12 protein-coding genes are annotated in these 17,103 nt (G+C 70.2%); 7 read left to right on the top strand and 5 right to left on the bottom strand.

Annotated features, from left to right (window positions below):
* The first annotated feature begins 157 nt into the window (after positions 1-157).
* Positions 158-2,569: a serine/threonine-protein kinase gene (locus tag FHP25_RS00655; protein ID WP_147844946.1), complete on the top strand. Its 2,412-nt coding sequence runs from the start codon at positions 158-160 to the stop codon at positions 2,567-2,569.
* 89 nt (positions 2,570-2,658) lie between these two features.
* A complete protein-coding gene (locus tag FHP25_RS00650; RefSeq protein WP_147844945.1) occupies positions 2,659-3,612 on the top strand; it encodes a hypothetical protein in 954 nt (317 codons plus the stop codon).
* Between the two features lie 408 nt (positions 3,613-4,020).
* Here FHP25_RS00650 and FHP25_RS00645 read toward each other — a convergent pair whose 3' ends face one another.
* Complete coding sequence (locus FHP25_RS00645; protein ID WP_147844944.1) at positions 4,021-4,809, bottom strand: phytanoyl-CoA dioxygenase family protein; 789 nt, start codon at positions 4,807-4,809, stop codon at positions 4,021-4,023.
* A gap of 24 nt (positions 4,810-4,833) precedes the next feature.
* Complete coding sequence (locus tag FHP25_RS00640; protein ID WP_147844943.1) at positions 4,834-5,649, bottom strand: phytanoyl-CoA dioxygenase family protein; 816 nt, start codon at positions 5,647-5,649, stop codon at positions 4,834-4,836.
* Positions 5,650-5,754: 105 nt separating this feature from the next.
* On the opposite strand from FHP25_RS00640, the gene FHP25_RS00635 reads away from it, so the two are divergent.
* From FHP25_RS00635 to FHP25_RS00620, 5 genes are all read left to right on the top strand, one after another.
* Positions 5,755-6,423: a TetR/AcrR family transcriptional regulator gene (locus tag FHP25_RS00635; protein WP_147844942.1), complete on the top strand. Its 669-nt coding sequence runs from the start codon at positions 5,755-5,757 to the stop codon at positions 6,421-6,423.
* A 72-nt stretch (positions 6,424-6,495) separates the two neighbouring features.
* Entirely contained in the window at positions 6,496-6,894 is a 399-nt protein-coding gene (locus FHP25_RS00630) for a DUF1801 domain-containing protein (RefSeq protein ID WP_147844941.1), read from the top strand.
* Between the two features lie 148 nt (positions 6,895-7,042).
* The gene (locus FHP25_RS00625; RefSeq protein WP_147844940.1) at positions 7,043-7,429 is read left to right on the top strand and encodes a hypothetical protein; all 387 of its coding nucleotides are present in this window, start codon (positions 7,043-7,045) and stop codon (positions 7,427-7,429) included.
* Between the two features lie 120 nt (positions 7,430-7,549).
* The gene (locus FHP25_RS40585; RefSeq protein WP_178133188.1) at positions 7,550-7,702 is read left to right on the top strand and encodes a hypothetical protein; all 153 of its coding nucleotides are present in this window, start codon (positions 7,550-7,552) and stop codon (positions 7,700-7,702) included.
* Positions 7,703-7,736: 34 nt separating this feature from the next.
* Positions 7,737-7,970: a type II toxin-antitoxin system Phd/YefM family antitoxin gene (locus tag FHP25_RS00620; protein WP_147844939.1), complete on the top strand. Its 234-nt coding sequence runs from the start codon at positions 7,737-7,739 to the stop codon at positions 7,968-7,970.
* 151 nt (positions 7,971-8,121) lie between these two features.
* Here the strand turns inward: FHP25_RS00620 and FHP25_RS00615 are convergent, their stop codons facing one another.
* The 3 genes from FHP25_RS00615 to FHP25_RS00605 all read right to left on the bottom strand — a co-directional run bounded on the left by FHP25_RS00615 (position 8,122) and on the right by FHP25_RS00605 (position 16,949).
* Positions 8,122-10,023, bottom strand: coding sequence for an ABC-F family ATP-binding cassette domain-containing protein (locus FHP25_RS00615; RefSeq protein ID WP_147844938.1), 1,902 nt, complete (start codon positions 10,021-10,023; stop codon positions 8,122-8,124).
* A 173-nt stretch (positions 10,024-10,196) separates the two neighbouring features.
* On the bottom strand, positions 10,197-11,798 hold the full coding sequence (locus FHP25_RS00610) for a winged helix-turn-helix domain-containing protein (protein WP_147844937.1): 1,602 nt from the start codon (positions 11,796-11,798) through the stop codon (positions 10,197-10,199).
* A gap of 138 nt (positions 11,799-11,936) precedes the next feature.
* Positions 11,937-16,949 (bottom strand): beta strand repeat-containing protein, encoded by a 5,013-nt coding sequence (locus tag FHP25_RS00605; protein WP_178133187.1) that lies wholly within the window; start codon positions 16,947-16,949, stop codon positions 11,937-11,939.
* Positions 16,950-17,103 lie beyond the last annotated feature (154 nt).

Genomic DNA, 17,103 nt, shown 5'->3' with positions numbered 1-17,103 from the left:
GTTGCATCTGAAACACACAGCACGCGCGCATTGGCGGTTGCGCGCGCGATGGGTCTAGAGTCGCTCAGCGTCACCGGCCGTACGATGTGCCGCGGACAGCGATCGACATGAGGCCCGGGAACGTGCGGGCGCCGGCGACCCGACGGGATGCGATCGAATGGACAAGCGTGATGTAGCGTGGAAGGACCCGCCCGACCCACCGCGGCCCACGGCCGCCGCGGCGGCGAGCGAGCAGCCGGCAGACAGCCTGACACCGTTGTCGGCGGGCGCCGTCATCGGCAAGTACCGCATCATCGAGACCCTGGGGCAAGGCGCGTTCGGGATCACCTATCGCGCCTACGACGAGCAGCTGCATCGCGAAGTGGCGATCAAGGAGTATCTGCCGGTGTACTTCGCGGCCCGGCAGAGTGATCTCTCGGTCCTGCCGCGCTCGACGCGTGTGGCGGAAGATTTTCGCTGGGGGCGGGAACGCTTTCTCGCCGAAGCGCGCACCCTGGCGCGGCTCGAGCGGGTCGCGGGCATCGTCAACGTCTACGATTTCCTTGAGGTCAACGGCACGGCCTACATGGTGATGGAGCTGGTGCGCGGCGAGACGCTGGAGGCCCGCCTCCGGCGCGAGCGCCGGCTGGCGCCCGATGCCCTGGAGCAGCTCCTGCCGCCGCTGCTCGATGGCCTGGCGCTCGTGCATGAAGCCGGCTTCCTGCATCGCGACATCAAGCCGGCCAACATCCTCATCGATGCCGACGGCCGCCCGACGCTGATCGATTTCGGCGCCGCGCGCGTGGCGCTGCAGGGCCGCACGCAGGTCATGACGGCGGTCTACACGCCGGGCTACGCCGCGTTCGAGCAGTTCACGTCGGCGCATCAGGGGCCGTGGACGGATATCTACGCCCTGGGCGCCACGCTCTACCATTGCGCCGTGGGCGATTCGCCGCCGGCCGCCAACGACCGCATGATCGAGGATACGCTGAAGCCGGTGGCGGACGCCGTCGAGGGACGCCATGCGCCGGCGCTGCTGGCGGCGATCGACTGGGCCATGCAGCTGAAGGCCGCCGACCGGCCCCAGAGCATATCAGCGTGGCAGGACGTGCTGTCGGGCGGCGCGCTGCCGGTTCAGGTGGCCTCGGCAAGGCCGACCGTGCGCGCGGCGCCGATACTCGAGGAGGTGCCGGCGAAAGGCGGGTGGCAGGCCCGATGGCATCTCTGGCTGGCCGCCGGCGTGATCGCGGCAGGCCTTGCGGGCGGCGGCATCTACGCCTGGCAGCGGACCGAGGCGGCGGCGCGGCAGGCGGCCGCGCGCAAGGCCGCGGAAGAGAAGGTCCAGGCCGATGCCGAGGCCAAGCGGCGCGCCGAGGAGGCCGCCACGCGCAAGGCGGCCGAGGCCCGTGCCCGCACCGAGACCGACAAGCGGCAGGGCGATGACGCGACGGCGCCCCGGCAAGCCGATGCGCCTTCGCGGCCCGAGGCCGCTGCCGGGCAGCCGGACAAGGAGGCGGCGGCGCCCGCGGACCAGGCTCAGGCCCATATCCTGCGCGGCGCTGCCTATGCCCGCGCCGGCGCATACGATCGCGCCATCGAGGAATATACGCAGGCGATCCGGCTGAACCCGGGCGACGCGCTCGCCTTCTACAATCGCGGCGATGCGTTCAACGGCAAGGGCGACTACGACCACGCCATCCAGGACTTCACGCAGGCCGTCACGCTGCGGCCGGACCTCGCCCTGGCCTTCAACGGCCGCGGCGTTGCCTATGACGGCAAGGACGATGCCGATCGCGCCATCCAGGACTACAACCGCGCCATCCAGCTCAAGCCGGACTATGCCGAGGCCTTCTACAATCGCGGCCGGGCCTTCAAGCGCAAGGGCGATGACGACCGCGCGATCCAGGACTATACGCAGGCGATCCGGCTCAAGCCCGATTTTGCCGTCGCCTTCAACAACCGCGGCAACGTCTACCGCGGCAAGGGCCAGTACGATCGCGCCATCCAGGACTACGACCAGGCGATCCGGCTCGATCCCGCGTTCACCATCGCCTTGAAGAACCGCGGCGACGTCCTGGTCAGCAAGGGCGACTACGATCGCGCCGTCCAGGATTACAGCGAGGCGATCAGGATTGCGCCGGATTTCGCGGTCGCCTTCAAGGACCGCGGCGACGTCTATTACCGCCGTGGCGACTATGCGCGCGCGATCCAGGATTTCAGCGAGTCGGCGCGCCTGGATCCGCAGAACGCGATCACCTGGCACGGCCTGTGCTCGGCGCGGGCCCTGGCCGGTCAGGTCGAGCAGGCGCTGGCCGACTGCAGCGAATCGCTGCGGCTGCGGCCCGGCAATGCCGGCGCGCTCGACAGCCGCGGCTTCGCCTACCTGAAGCTGGGCGACCTGGACCGGGCCATCACCGACTACGACGCGGCGCTGAGCATCGATGCGAAGCGGGCCGTGTCGCTCTACGGCCGCGGCATCGCCCGGCTGCGCAAGGGCGACGCCGCGGGCGGCAATGCCGACATCGCCGCCGCGACGGCGCTCGACCGCAACATCGCGGCCAAGATGAGAAAGTTCGGCATCCATCCTTAGGCGCTGCAGCCGCGTGGCTGCGGCGAACGCCGTCATCCCGAGCGCGGCGAGGGATCTTCCGCAATCATGGGCAAGGTGGGGTTCATACAATGGCAGATCATTCAGTGGTGATCCGGGTGGCGTTCGCGCTGTGCGCCATGTCCGCGGCCGCCGGCTGCGCCGCGCCGCAATACGACAAGCCTGTCGGCGCCTTCGCGACGGCGACGTCCGATGCCCAGGAGGCGCTCGCAGGCTATAGCAAAGGCATGGTGGCGGCGCAGGAGGACCGCACGCGCAACAGCGCGGTGGCGGCCCCGTACCGCGTGCGATCGCTGGCCGGCGAATGTGGTCCCAGCTCCACGCGCTGCCGCCTGGTGCTGTACCAGCAGCAGGGTGATCCCAGTCCGCTCTACCAGCCGCAGGACGATCCCCAGCCGCAGGCGGCGTCGCCGGTCGCATCGCTGCCCGGTGTCGTGACCCTGATGGGACGGATCGCCAGGTACGCCGAGTCGCTGAACGCGATCGTGACATCCGATTCAGCGGCTTCCGTCGAGACGAGCGCGGCAGCAGCCGGCGAGTCGATCTCCGGCATCGCCGCCCTCATGCCGGGTGCGGCACCAGCCGGCGGCAATGTGAAGCCATCGGGCTCCTCGATCGGCTGGATGAAGGCCGATGCCCTGAAGCAGGCCGTGTCGCGTGCCGATCCGGTTCTGGCCAAGGTGCCGGAGGCCTTCGGCGCGACCGCGCAGCAGGCCACGGTGGCGATGCAGGCGCATATGGCCGACGTCGTCGCCGCCCGGCGTGCCGCCTTCCGGGCCCGAAGCACGCGCGAGAATCTCGACAGGGCCGCCGCTGCCGCCGAGGCCTACGACGCGTTCCTGCGCAACGATGCGACACCGGCGGTCGTGCTGAACGAGCTGGTCAAGGCGCACGCCGACCTGAACCAGGCATTGCAGTCGAACGCGTCGCCGGCGGCCCTCGCGGAGCGCATGAATGCCTTCCAGGCGCACGCCGCCCGGCTTGCGAAGTCACTTGGTGCGCTTCAGACGGCGCAGGCCGGCTGACGCGACACACCCGTCATCCCGAGCGCAGCGAGGGATCTCCTGCGTATGGCGCACCCTGTGTCCCTCGCACGAGATCCCTCGCTGCGCTCGGGATGACAGTGGCGACTCACCGTCCGCCGATAGCGGTTGTGGCGCTCGTCGCGCATTGGGGGCCTGCGATTGTGGTACTGGCAATTCTGGGATGATACCAAGCCTGAATGTTATCGCCAGTGTCTGCCGGCATGCATGTCCCGCTCAAATGGAATTGGCCCTCCTGCGTGCTGAGCGCAGCGAAGGACCTTGCGGTGCTGCGTCAACACAGTGGGCGATGGTGATCCTCAGCGCCGTCATCCTTTGAACATCGCACCGCGAGGTCCTTCGCTGCGCTCAGGACGACAAAGGGCCGATTTCGCCGGAGCGAGATGTGCCCTAGCCGCCAGGAGCAGCGTCGTCCAGGACGCGCAGCCCCTGGGCCAGCTTCACGTTGGCCCGCGCCTCCAGCCCCAGCCATGCCTGCATCTGTGGCGACAGCGCGGCCACGGTGGCGGCGCTCAGGGCGGCGTTCCAGTTCTGCTGCGGCCGGATGAAGGCGCGCGAATAATAGCCGAACAGCAGCGCACGCTCGCGCGACGCCGACACATTGGCGCCCGACGTGTGCCAGACGCGTCCGTCCATTACGACGATCGCACCGGCCGGCGCCGTGAACGGCACCGTGCGGGCCTCCGCGTCCGGCGGCAGCTCCGATGTCCAGCGCAGCTTGTGGCTGCCGGGGATGTAGCGCGTGGCGCCGTTCTCCTCGTCGATATCGTCCAGGCACCAGATCACGTTGATGCTCCAGGGATGGAACCACGGCTCCGGCACCACGATGCCCTGGTCGGAATGCAGCTTCATGGAGCGGCTGCCGGGCAGGGCGATGTTGGCGGTGAAGTTGGAGATCAGGAAATCCGGCCCCAGCAGCGTGGTCACGAAGTCGATGGCCAGCTTGTGCTGGATGAGGTCGCGGAACAGGGCGTCGCGCTCCAGCAGGTGGAAGACACGCACGTTGTGCTCGTTGGGGTCGATGCCGATGCGGCGCGTGGCGATGCCGCGCCGCTCGCTCTCTTCGGCCGCCTGCCACAGCCGGGCGCGCGCCGCTTGCAGCTCGTCAGGGCTGAGCACGCCGGGCACGATGCAGCATCCGTGCTCGAGGAGAAGCTGCTTCTTGGCGTCGATGTCCATGCGCGTGTGCCTCCGGGCGATGCGTCAGGCCGGCGACTTGCCGTTGACCAGGCCGAGCCCCTCGGCGCGATAGCCGAGCAGCACCAGCATGGTGTCGGAGGCGAACTGGCGGACCGATGGGTTGAGCGACAGGAACCAGTTCTCCTGCTGGCGGTAGATCGGCCGCGTGTACCAGGCGAAGATGCCGGCGCGCCGCCGGTCCGGCGTGCGGTTGAAGCCCGTCTTGTGCCAGACACGGCTCTCCATGACGATGAACGAGCCGGCCGGCGCCTCTAGCGCGACGGTGGCTGCCGCGGCGTCCTCGGCCGCCGGCTTGCGGTGCTGGCGATGGCTGCCGGGGACGATGCGGGTGGCGCCGTTCTCGTCGGTGAAGTCGTCGATGCACCAGGCGACGTTGACGCCCTGCGGCTCGGCCGGCCATGGCTCGGGCACGAAGGTCTGGTCGGCATGCAGCACCATCTCGCCGCCGCCGGGGCCGGTGATGTTGGCCGAGATGTTGCCCAGCAGGGCGGGCCAGCCGACCACCGAGCGCACCAGCTCGAGCGCCAGCGGATGCTCGGCCAGGTCGCCGAACACCGGATCGCGGCTGAGCAGGTTCCAGACGCGCTGGTTGGTGTCGTCATGCGCATGGTCGAGCCGGAACTTCTGCTCGCGGCCGCGGCTGCGGTCCTCGTCGGCGGCGCGGTAGAGCGCATCGCGGACCCGCGCCAGCCGGTCGGCGGCCAGCACGCCGGGCACGATGCAGAACCCGAACGTCGCGATGTCCCTGGCCGCCCGCGCCGGGTCCCGCGTCGGTGCCGGCCGGCCGGTGTCGCTGCGGTCTGCGGCAGAGGTTTCCATTGCGCCCTCCCTGACGATGGGCCAGCGTAGATAAAATTGAAACGCGTTTCAAATAGAGCGTTGGGATATGGTGACGACGATGGCGGTGGGACGGAACATCGGCGCATGAGCCAGCGGGAGCGGGCGAAGGCACAGCGGCGGGCGCGGATCGTCGCGGCGGCCCGGGGGCTGGTGCGCGAGGGCGGCATCGGCAATCTCTCCATGAAGCTGCTGGCCGAGCGGGCCGGCGTCGGCATCGCGACGCCCTACAACCTCTTCGGCTCCAAGCGGGACGTGATGCTCGCCGTCCTCGACGAGGATGTCGCCGCCTTCCAGCAGCGCGTCGCGCGCCTGCGCCGTCCCGATGCGCTGGAGGTGCTGTTCCGCACGGTCACGCTGGCCAAGCAGGTCTATGCCGCCGAGCCCGATTTCTATCGCGCCGTCCTGCTGGCGGTCTACAACACCGGCGGCCGCGAGTTCAGGGCGATGTTCTCGGGCCCGCGGCGGGCCTTCTGGCTGAACCTGGTGGGCGCTGCCGTCGCCGCCGGCTGCATCCGGCCTGATGTGCAGGCGGCGCCGCTGACGCTGCATCTGGCGCATGTCTTTGCCTCGGTGCTGCTCGACTGGGTGCTGGGCGACATCGCCCTCGACGAGATGGAGGCCCAGATCCAGTACGGCTTCGCGCTGTCGCTGATGGGCGTGGCGACCGCCGCATCGCGGCCGGCCATCGAGGGCTGGTTCGAGCGCAGCGAACGGAAGGTGGCATGCCTCAAGCGCGGCGGGCGCCGGCCGTGAGAATGCGGGGTGCCCCGGGCAGCGGGGAGGCGATACCATGCCGGGCGGATACCGGCGCGAGGAGGCGCAGGCATGAAAGCGAGCGGGTCGAAGGCAGGCGAGTCGCCGTCGCAGCTGATCGACGCGAGGATCGAGGCGCTGGGCGACTGGCGTGGCGCGATGCTGGGCCGGCTGCGCGCCCTGATCAGGCAGGCCGATCCCGAGGTCGTCGAGGAGTGGAAGTGGCGCGGAGTCCCGGTATGGTCGCACGATGGCATCATCTGCACGGGCGAGACCTACAAGAGCGTCGTGAAGATGACCTTCGCCAAGGGCGCGGCGCTGGCGGATCCGTCGGGCCTCTTCAATGCCAGCCTCGAGGGCAGCACGAGGCGCGCCATCGACTTCCGCGAGGGCGACAAGATCGACGAGACGGCGTTGAAGGCCTTGATCCGTGCCGCCGTGAGCCTCAACACGTCCAAGGCCCGGCGCTAGATCGTGCCCGTCATCGTGGTGGAGCCGTCGGCGGAACGCGATTCCATCTTGATGGATATCGACGACCCTGCTTCACTGGAGCAAAGTCGGGGTTGCGTCGATGCGCGCAAGAGCACATCGCGGAGTTTGACGAGGGAGGGAGGATCTCATGCGACTGTTGTTTGCTGCTGCCGTCGTGCTGGCGGGTGTCGCTGCAGGCACCGCCGTTCAGGCTCAACCCATGCGTTCCGACATGACGCGGGTGTGCGGCGAGGAGGCGCAGAAGCAGCATCTGCGCGGCCAGCCGCTGGCCGATTTCCTGACGCGCTGCTGGGCCGGCCAGCAGCCGGTCGCGACCATGAACTGCGATGACGAGGCGCGCCGACAGTCCCTGTCGGGCGAGGACCTGAGCGCCTTCCTGAAGAAATGCCGGGCCGGCGAGACGCCGCACATGCCGGTCTCGGACACCGCCCGCCAGGCGTGCGAGAACCGCGCCAAGACGCTCAGCGGCGAGGCGAAATCCAGCTTCATGCGCGACTGCCTCGCCGCCCGGTAGACGAGCGCAGCAGACCGCGCGCGAGAGCGAACGGCGCTGCAGGCGCAGCGCCGTTGCGCACCAGCCCGCCGGCAAGCGCCATCGCGCTCCCGTCGCCGGAAAAGCACGATCCTCGATGCCGTGACCGACGACTGCCGCAAGCGGCTGATCGTCAACGTGCCGATGGCCCGCATGACGCGGCCCGGGAAGCCGGCGCGCGTCTGCCAGTCTCTTTTTGACCAGCGCGACCTTCGGCGCAAAATCCATGGGCGTCAGGTTGAAAAGACAAGATGATGATCCCTCTCAGCCGAAGTTAAGGGTGGGGTGCATGCAGGTCACCATTCATGCAGCGAAAGCGAATCTTTCGAAGCTGATCGAGGCGGCGCTTGCTGGCGAGGAGGTGGTCATTGCGAAGGGTGACAAGCCCGTTGCCAAGCTCGTTCCAATTCGTCAGAGGGCATTCAAGGTCGGGCTGTTGAAGGAAAGCCTGACTGGACCGGGACCTGACTTCTTCGAGCCATTGCCTGAAGACGAGCGGAAGCTCTGGGAGAGCAGCGTTTGAAGAGCGTGCTGCGGGACACGCATGCCTGGGTTTGGTCACTCAGTGCAGACGAGCGACTCACGATTGCTGCACAGAAAGGGTAGGCGTCCCGACCTCGCTTGAGCCACCCGCCGGGATGCCCGGGCTCTCGACTTGTGCCGGTGCTTGAAGCTCACGCAGCGTCGGCGTCCTGCGCTTCCTCCAGCGCCTGCTGGCCCTCGAGCCAGGCCTCTTCCGCCGCCGCGATGCGGCGCGTGATCTCGCCCAGCTCGATCTGCAGCGCCGCGACCGCGTCCTGGCTGCCGTCGTACAGCGCCGGATCGTTCAGCCGCGCTTCCAGCGTGGCGCGCTTGGCGGTGAGCGCGGCGAGGTCCTTCTCGGCGCGCTCCACCGCCTTGCGCAGCGGCGCCAGCTTCTGGCGCAGGTCGGCGGCCTGGCGGCGCTGCTCCTTGCGCTGCTCGGGCGTGAGCCCGCTGGCGGCTGCCGCGCCGTTGCCGTTGCGGGCGGCGCCGCGCTCGGCCAGCAGCTGCCGCTCGTAGTCGTCGAGGTCGCCCTCGAACTGGGTGCAGGTGCCGCCGGCGACCAGCCACAGCCGGTCGGCCACCAGGCGCACGAGATGGGCGTCGTGGCTGACCAGGATCACGGCGCCTTCATACTCGTTGAGCGCCTCGACGAGCGCGGTGCGCGAATCCATGTCGAGATGGTTGGTGGGCTCGTCGAGCAGCAGCACGTGCGGCGCATCGCGCGTCATCAGCGCGAACAGCAGGCGCGTCTTCTCGCCGCCCGAGAGCGAGCGCACGGTCTGGTCGGCCCTGGGGCCGGAGAACATGAAGCGCCCGAGCTGGGAGCGCACCTGGGTGGGCGTCGCATCCGGCATCAGGCGGCGCATGTGCTCGAACGGCGTGCCGTCGAGATCGAGCTCCTCCTCCTGCTGCTGCGAGAAATAGCCGACCCGCATCTTGCCCGACTTGCGCACCGTGCCGGCCATCGGCTTGAGCCGGTCGGCCACCAGCCGGATGAAGGTCGACTTGCCGTTGCCGTTCTGGCCCAACAGCGCGATGCGGTCGTCCATGTCGACGCGCAGGTCGAGCTTCTGCAGCACCGGCGTGCCCTCGGCATAGCCGACGGCGGCGCGGTCCATGGTGATCAGCGGCGGCGGCAGCTGGTCGGGGCTGGGGAAGGCGAACTCGACCGGCACCTCCTCGGCGACCGGCACGATCGGCTCCATCTTCTCCAGCAGCTTGATGCGCGACTGCGCCTGGCGCGCCTTGCTGGCCTTGGCGCGGAAGCGGTCGACGAAGGCCTGGATGCGCTTGCGCTCGGCCATCTGGCGGGTCTGCAGCGCCGCCTGGCGCTCGGCGCGCTCGCGGCGCGTGCGCTCGAAGCGGTCGTAGTTGCCGGCATAGGCGACCAGCTTGCCCTGGTCGATATGGATGATCTGGTTGCACACCGCGTTCAGCAGCTCGCGGTCATGGCTTACCAGCAGCAGGGTGTAGCGGTAGGTGCGCAGGTAGTCGGCCAGCCACAGCCGTGCCTCGATGTCGAGGTGGTTGCTGGGCTCGTCCAGCAGCAGCAGGTCGGGCTCGGCGAACAGCGCCTGCGCCAATGCGACGCGCATGCGCCAGCCGCCGGAGAAGGTGTCGCATGCCCGGCCCTGCGCCTCGTGGTCGAAGCCCAGGCCGTTGAGGATGGTGGCGGCGCGGGCCGGCGCGGCATGGGCGCCGATATCGGCCAGCCTTGTGTGGATCTCGGCCACGCGGTGCGGGTCGGTGGCCGTCTCGGCCTCGGCCAGCAGCGCCGTGCGCTCGCGGTCGGCCTCCAGCACGGTGTCGAGCACGCTGCGCGCCCCGCCCGGCGCGTCCTGCGACACTTCGCCGACCCGCGTGCTGGCGCCCACCGAGATCGCGCCGCCGTCGATGGCGGTCTCGCCGCGGATCAGGCGCAGCAGGGTCGACTTGCCGGTGCCGTTGCGCCCGACCAGGCCGACGCGATGGCCGTCGGCCACGGCCACCGTGGCGCGGTCGAACAGCGTGCGGCCGGCGACGCGATAGACGAGATCGTTGATATGCAACATGGCGGCGCGCGTGTAGCACGGAGGGGGCGTGTTGCAAACCACAGGGGACGCCTGCGGCTCATGCGTGCGGCATGAGGCTGTGCAGCCTGGGATCCTCGACGGGCGGGTGCAGCAACGCCGCGTCGCGGCGACGCGTGACCGTCCTGAAGCGGCCGCGCCGCCTGCCGTGCGCTTCAGCCGCGGTGCACGAGCTTGAGCGCTGTCGGCTTTTCCGCGGCCGGCTGCGCCGGAACACCGGCGCGGCGCAGGCCGTCGATGAGCTGGGGGAACCAGCGGCCGTGCGACCATCGGCTGCGCAGGCTGCTGTAGTCGGCAAGGTTGAACCGCGGGTCGAGCCCGAGCAGGTCCGCGACGGCGGCCTCGGCTGGCCGGCCGGCGATGCCCAGCGCGGCGGCATGGGCGAGATGCGCCGTCAGGATCTCCGGGCTGGCCGCGATGGCGCGCTCGCCCCAGCGCACGGCGGCGTCGTGGTGGCCCAGCATGAGCTGCGCGGCGGACAAGCCCGCGATCCAGCCGCCGGCTTCCGGGTCGACCGGATCGACGCGCAGCGCCTCCTCGAAATGCGCCATCGCTGTCTGCGGATCGTCCTGGTAGATGTGGACCCACCCGGCCGTCGCGCGCGTGCACGATGCGTTCGGATAGAGGTCCACGGCACGGTTGACCAACGCCATGGCGACATCGCGCCGGTGCCCCAGGTAGCCGAAGATGAAGCCGACCTGGGCCAGCACGTGCGGGTCGTCGCGTGCCACCGCCAGCGCCGCCTCCAGCAGGCGGATCGCCTCGGCCGCTTCGGCAAGCGGATCCTCGACGAAGCGTTGTGATACGCGCCACAGATGGCATCGCGCTGCCCCGACCAGCGCCAGCGCATAGTCGGGGTCCATCGCCCGCGCCTGCTCGAGCAGGGCAAGCGCCTTGGCGCAATTGTCGCGCGTGAACGGCGCCATGCAGGCGATCGCACGCCGGTAGGCGGCATAGGCGCTCGGCGACTCCGTCGGTCGCCGCTGCAGACGCTCTATCTCGGCGCGCTGCAGTCCCGGCTCGAGCCCCGTCACGATGCCGGCGACGATCTGGTCCTGAAGGGCGAACACGTCGTCCGTGGTGTGATCGAACCGGTCGCTCCATTCCTGCACGCCGCCGGTCGTCTCGACCAGGTTGACGTGGACCCGCATGCGCGCCCCGACATGCTGCACCGTGCCGGTCACGACGTAGCCCACGCCGAGCTCGCGGCCCACGGCCACGTGCGGGACATGGCGCCCCCTGAAGCTGAACGCGGAGTTGCGCGGCAGGACATAGAACCAGCATATCCGCGACAGGCAGGTGATCAGGTTCTCGACAATGCCGTCCGCCATGGGCGCGTTGCCGGCTTCCGTGCCAAGGTCGGCGAACGGCAGCACCGCCAGCGACGGACCGTGTCGCTGACGGTCTGCTTGCGTCTCGGCCACCATCAATGGTGCCTTGGCCGTCGCCGGCCTGAGCGAGCCGCCGAAGCGATAGCCGCGGCCGGTCTCGGTGACGATGATCGCGGCGCCCTCGGCGCCAAATGCCTTGCGCAGTCCCGAGATCTGCACGGTGAGGTTGGTTTCTTCGACGGTTCGGCCGGGCCAGGCGCGGGCGATCAGCGTGTCCCTGTCGACGATGCTGCCGCCGGCCTCGATCAGGGCGAGCAGGATCTCGACGGCACGGCTGCCGATCACGATCCGGTCGCCGCCGACCGTCAGGGTCCTGGTTCGCGGCAGCAGCCGCCACTGGCCAAAGACAATGCCTTCCTCGGACATGTCCGGGTTCCGGCGCGAGAGTTCGTATCGATCGGCCGACAGTAACGAAGACGGGGACTCGGTGCCATGGCTTTCGCGTGCCTCACGTGCTGCGGCAAGCGACGATGGGTCGCGGGCGCGCCGGCGCGGGCGGCTGGCTCACTTGCCGCCCCGCGCGGCGTGCCGCTGGCGCTGCTCCTCATCGGCGTTGAAGAAGTATTCGTTGCCCTGGTTCACCAGGATCACGCTTGACAGCCCCAGCGGCGTCGGCGGGCTGAGGTTGGTGGCGAAGTCGATCACCAGCGCCGAGTCGGCCGCGCCGATCTGGCGGCCGGGGCCGTCCGGCGGACGCTGCACCGTCGGCGGGACCTCGGTCTCGCGTTCGGGCGGCTGCGGTGGTGCCGCACAGATGCCGCTGCCGATCGGGCACTGGTTGAACGTCTGCACGTCCACCGGCGCGCCGATGCGCCGCACATGGAAGCCCGCGAACGTCGTGGCGTCGAACGGCTCGCTGAACGGCGCCGAGACCGAATGCGGCGTCGCCGGATCCACCGTGCGCACGCTGCCCGTCAGCGTGATCGGGTTGGCGTGCGGGACATACACGCCCAGCAGCCCGAACGTGCCGCTGCCGGCGATGGTCGAGCCCGGACCACCCACCAGGTACATCGTCGTGTCGCCGGCATGGACGTTGGTCAGCAGGATGCCGCCATCCGGGTTCGGGCCGGCCGCGATCGGCGATACGCCGCCGGTCGGCGTGGTGCTGCCCTTCAAGGCCGCGAAATTGCCCGACAGCAGGTCGGCGCTGCCGGTCAGGTCCAGCACCACCAGGTTCGGCGCCCCGGAACCGGTGTCGAAGGACACGTTGTCGAGGATGATCTCGCTGCCGGTGGCGCCGGCGACGCGGCGCAGCAGCACCAGGCCGTCCGGCGCCGCGAGCGCCGTGTTGCTGGCCACGATATCGCCGGTGCCGATCGCCAGCTCCAAGGTCGCGCCCGCGTCGGCATGGACGCCGGCCACCGTCGGCACCAGGCTGTCGCCCGCCACGCCGGCTGCAGGCACCGTGACGCTGGCCGCGTTGATCAGCCGGAAGTCGCCCAGCCCCTCGAAGGAACCCGCGGCCGATCCCGACAGGGATCGCACATCGTTGAGGCCGGCTGCCGTCGACAGATCGACCGCGCCGCCGGCCACGGCCAGCAGGCCGCTGGCCACCACGCCGCCCGCCGCGCTCTGGAAGATCTGATCGGCCGCGCTCAGCCGCACCGTGGCGCCGATGGCGGCCAGCCCGTTGATGAGCTCGATGCTGCCGCTGCGCGATACCAGGGTGACGTCACCCGAGGTCAGGATCGCGCTGCTGGCCGGCGCTCCCGGCGCCGCGCCGCTGTCGCGCTGGCCGATCAGGGGCGTGCCCGATCCGGCCACCGTGACGATGGGGATCGACGAGCCGTCGACGTAGCGATAGGTGCCGCTCTGGGCCCCCAGCGTCGTGTCGCCGATGCGTGCGACATGGGCCAGCGCGCCCACCGAGTTGTCCTGGGTCAGCTCGACGGCGCCGCTGCCGGTCACGGACGTGGCCAGCGCGGTCACGGCGATCGGCGCCGTCTGGCCGATGGCGGTGCCGTCGGCGGCTGATTCGAGCACCAGGGTCCGGACCGCCGCGCCGCTGCCGTTGAAGTCGAGGCCCTGCGCCGTGATCGCGCCCGCGGCGCTTTCACCGGTGATCGTGGCGCCGCCCAGCACCGTGCCCGCGGTGCGGCCGATCGAGCCGATGCGCAAGGTGCCGGTGCGGATGCCGGCGCTCAGCGCCGCCTGCGTGAGGCCCGTGCCGCCGGTGCCGCCGATCACGACGGGCGTGCCGGCCGTGACCGGGCGCAGCACGGTCACGCCGGTCGGATTGTCGACGCGCGATTGGCCGGCCACCATCGCACCGATCAGCACCCCGGGACTGATACCGATGCCGTCGGCCGCGATATCGAGGTATCGGCCGGCACCGATGGTGATGCCCTGTGCACCGGAACCCAGCACAACGGTGTCGGCATCGACATAACGGAAATCCGTGCCCGCCGATCCGACAACAGTCGCCACCTTGTTCGTGGCGCTGGTGAGCTGCACGGCACCGCCGGCGGTCGCGCTCAGGTCCCCGACCGAGCTGGTGATGTTGCCGCCCACCTGGATGATGGACGTGTCGGCACCGGCCGTCAGAAAGACACTGGTTGCCGAGATGGTGCCGGCCGTCTGGACGATGCCGTTGCCGCGCAGGTTCACGAAGTTCTGGCCGGCGATGCTGCCGTTCACGGTGAGCTGTCCGGCGGAGACGAGAGTCGTGAAGCCCGACACGGTGAGGCCGCCGGACTCGACGGTCATGGGCACGGCGCTGTCGACAAACAGGTGCGCGACCGGCGACCCCGTTGCTGAGCTCGCAACGGTGGCCAATGCGCCGATGACGTTGCCTGGATTGCTGATGACAACGCCGCCGGTGGTGGTGAAGTTGACGGCGCCGGCGGTGACCGGCGCCGTGAGAGCGATGCCGGTGCCGGCCGTCATGGTCAGCGTGCCGGCGCCGACATCGATGGCACCGTCCGCGCTGCTGCCGATGGTCCCCGGAAACGCCGTCAGGGTCACGTTGCCGCCCCTGGCGGCGATGGCATTGTTGATCAGCAGGCCGCCGGGACCTGTGTTGATGTCGACCGCGCCGGCCACGATGGCGGCGTTCACCGGCAGGCCCGCCGTGGTGCCGCTGCTGCGCAATCCCACCAGCGGCGACGTCGCCGAGCCGAGCGAGCCGACTGTCAGGCCGAACCGGACGTCCAGGGAGTAGAGGCCCGTGGCGGCGCTCACGTCGGCGTCGCCGACACGCAGGACATGGGCGACCGTGCCGATCTCGTTGTTCAGCGCGCCGCCGCGCAGCACGATTGCGGCATCGGCCCGCGTGGCGGTGGCCAGGGCGTTCACCAGCAGCGGTTCCGTCGCCGACTGGGTGATCGCCGTGCCGGCGGCGCCCGATTCGAGCACCAGGGTCTGAACCGCCGAAATCCTGAGGTCCAGGCCCTGGACGGTGATGGTTCCGGCGGCGCTTTCCGCACCGGTCGCGGCGCCGCCCAGCACGGTGCCCGCGGCGCGCCCGACCGAGCCGATGCGCAACGTGCCGGTGACGATGCCGTCGGCCAGGGCGGCTTGCGAAAGGCCGGCTGCGCCGGGACCGCCGATCACCATCGCCGTGCCCGGTGTCGTCGGCCGCAGCACGGTCACGCCGGTCGGGTTGGCCGGCGGCCCGCCTGTGCCGAAGACCGCGCCGATCACGGACCCCGGGAACAGGTCGATGATGTCGGCCGCGATGTCGAGATACGCGCCGGCACCGATGAAGAGATCCTGTGCGACGCCGTCGCTGTCGCCGCCGAGGACCACCTGGTTGGCGTCGACGTAGCGGAAATTCGTGCCGGCCGAGCCGAAGATGAAGCCCACATCGTTGGTCGGGCTGGTGAGCTGCACCGTGCCGCCGGCGTCGGCGCGCAGCGGTTCCGCCGCGGACGTCCGGACACTGCCGCCGGTCTGGATGATGTCTCCCGCCGCCATGAGGCGCAGGAAGTCCGCCTCGACAAGCGCATTCAGGAAGATCGACCTGACCGGAGTGGCCGAGGAGAGCGTTGCCGCGTCGAGCACGACGCTGACGGAGGGGCCCGTGAGCTGGATCGCCTCGTTCACGTTGATGCTGCCGTGGGCTTGCAGCGTCAGCGTGACGCCGGTCGTGCCGGTCGACGCCACGATCGGCGCGGCGACCGTGATGTTTCCGGGTTCCCCACCCGTGGCCGACGTCGTCACGGTGACACTGGTGCCGCCCGCAAGCGAGCTGACGATCGATGCCGCTTCCGTGGTGCCGATCGTCATGTTCGTCGGGTCGAGAAGCCAGCTCCCGGCGCGGCCGGCCACGGCGCCGGCATTCACCGAGGCTTCATTGAGCACCGCCAGCGTGTTCTTGCCCGACGTCTCGACGAACCCGCCATTGCCGCCCCGCGGTCCGCCGCGCGCGCTGATCGTCCCGCCGAGCACCGTGGTGTTGTCCGACCACACGATCACCGCGCCGCCGTCGCCCTGGCGCGTCGCGTCGGCGTTGATTGTCGCGCCTGCCGCCACCGTCGCATCACGCGCGTTCGCGACCGGCCCCTGGCCCTGGTAGCTGCCGCCGATATTCACCTTGCCGCCGCCGGACGCGCCCGAGGCGTCGATCACGGCGCTCGATCCGACGTTGACCTTGCCGCCTTTCGCCGTTGCGATGACCTGGCCACCGCGCTGGCCCGCATCCTTGCCGGATACATCGAGCTTGCCGGTGACGTCGACCGTGCCGCCGTCGCCGCCGTCCAGCACCAGCACGCCGCCTTCCTGGCTCACCGCCCGGGCGCGGATCGCGCCGCCGACGTTCACGACACTGTCGACCACGCCGCCGGCGGCGCGTGCCGTCATCGTCACCACGCCGCCGTCGGCGTTGATGGTGCCGGTGTTCGACGCCAGCGGCATCTTCCTGCCCTGCCGGTCGACGGGCTGGCGCGATACCGGCTGGCCGATCTGGAAGTTGATCAGCCCGTCGCCCGCCAGGTCGACGGTGAACGTCTCGGCGCCGCCGATGGTGACACGCCCGAGGCGCGCGTTGATCACGCCGTGGTTGGCCGCCATGCTGCCGACCAGCCCGACCAGGCCGCCGTCGCGCACCGTGATCGTGCCCGCATTGACGACGCCGGCGCCGGCAATGGGCGACGGCACGTCGAAGGCGATCCTGCCGTCCGCCATGAACGCTTGCGGGTTGCTGATGGTCGCCGTCGAGGCCACCAGCGCGCCGACATTCACCTGCGCGCCGTTGGCGAACAGCACCCCGGCGCCGTTCACCAGCACGATCTGTCCGTTGGCCGTCAGCTGGCCGGCGATCACCGACGGGTCGGGCCCCGTCACCCGGTTCAGCGTCACGGCGCCGGCGCCCGGCTGGCGGAAGTCGACGCGCGCGCCGGGACCGATCGAGAAGCTGCGCCAGTCGATCACGCCGCGGTTGCTGCTCTGGTTGACCGTGACCTGGCTGGCGCCGGTGGTGATCGTGGCGCTGCCGCCCACCACCGTGCCGCCGGCCGGCAGTTGCGCATCCGCCGGCGTCGCGAAGGCAAGCACGCCCCAGCCGACCAGCGCTGCCAATGCCGTCGCCGCGAGCAGTTGACGGCGAGGGGGATGGGGGTATTGCGTCGCGGCGCTCGCGGCAGGGCGATCGCACCGGGCATGACGCGGCGCTGCCGCCCTTTCTGTCATCCCGAGCGCAGCGAGGGATCTCCCGCGAACAGCGCACCGTGCG

Origin of the sequence: Vineibacter terrae (assembly GCF_008039615.1) — a bacterium.
Taxonomy (GTDB): Bacteria; Pseudomonadota; Alphaproteobacteria; order Reyranellales; family Reyranellaceae; genus Vineibacter; species Vineibacter terrae.
Note: the sequence above shows the minus strand (reverse complement) of the source record. Positions and strands in the feature narration are given on the sequence as shown.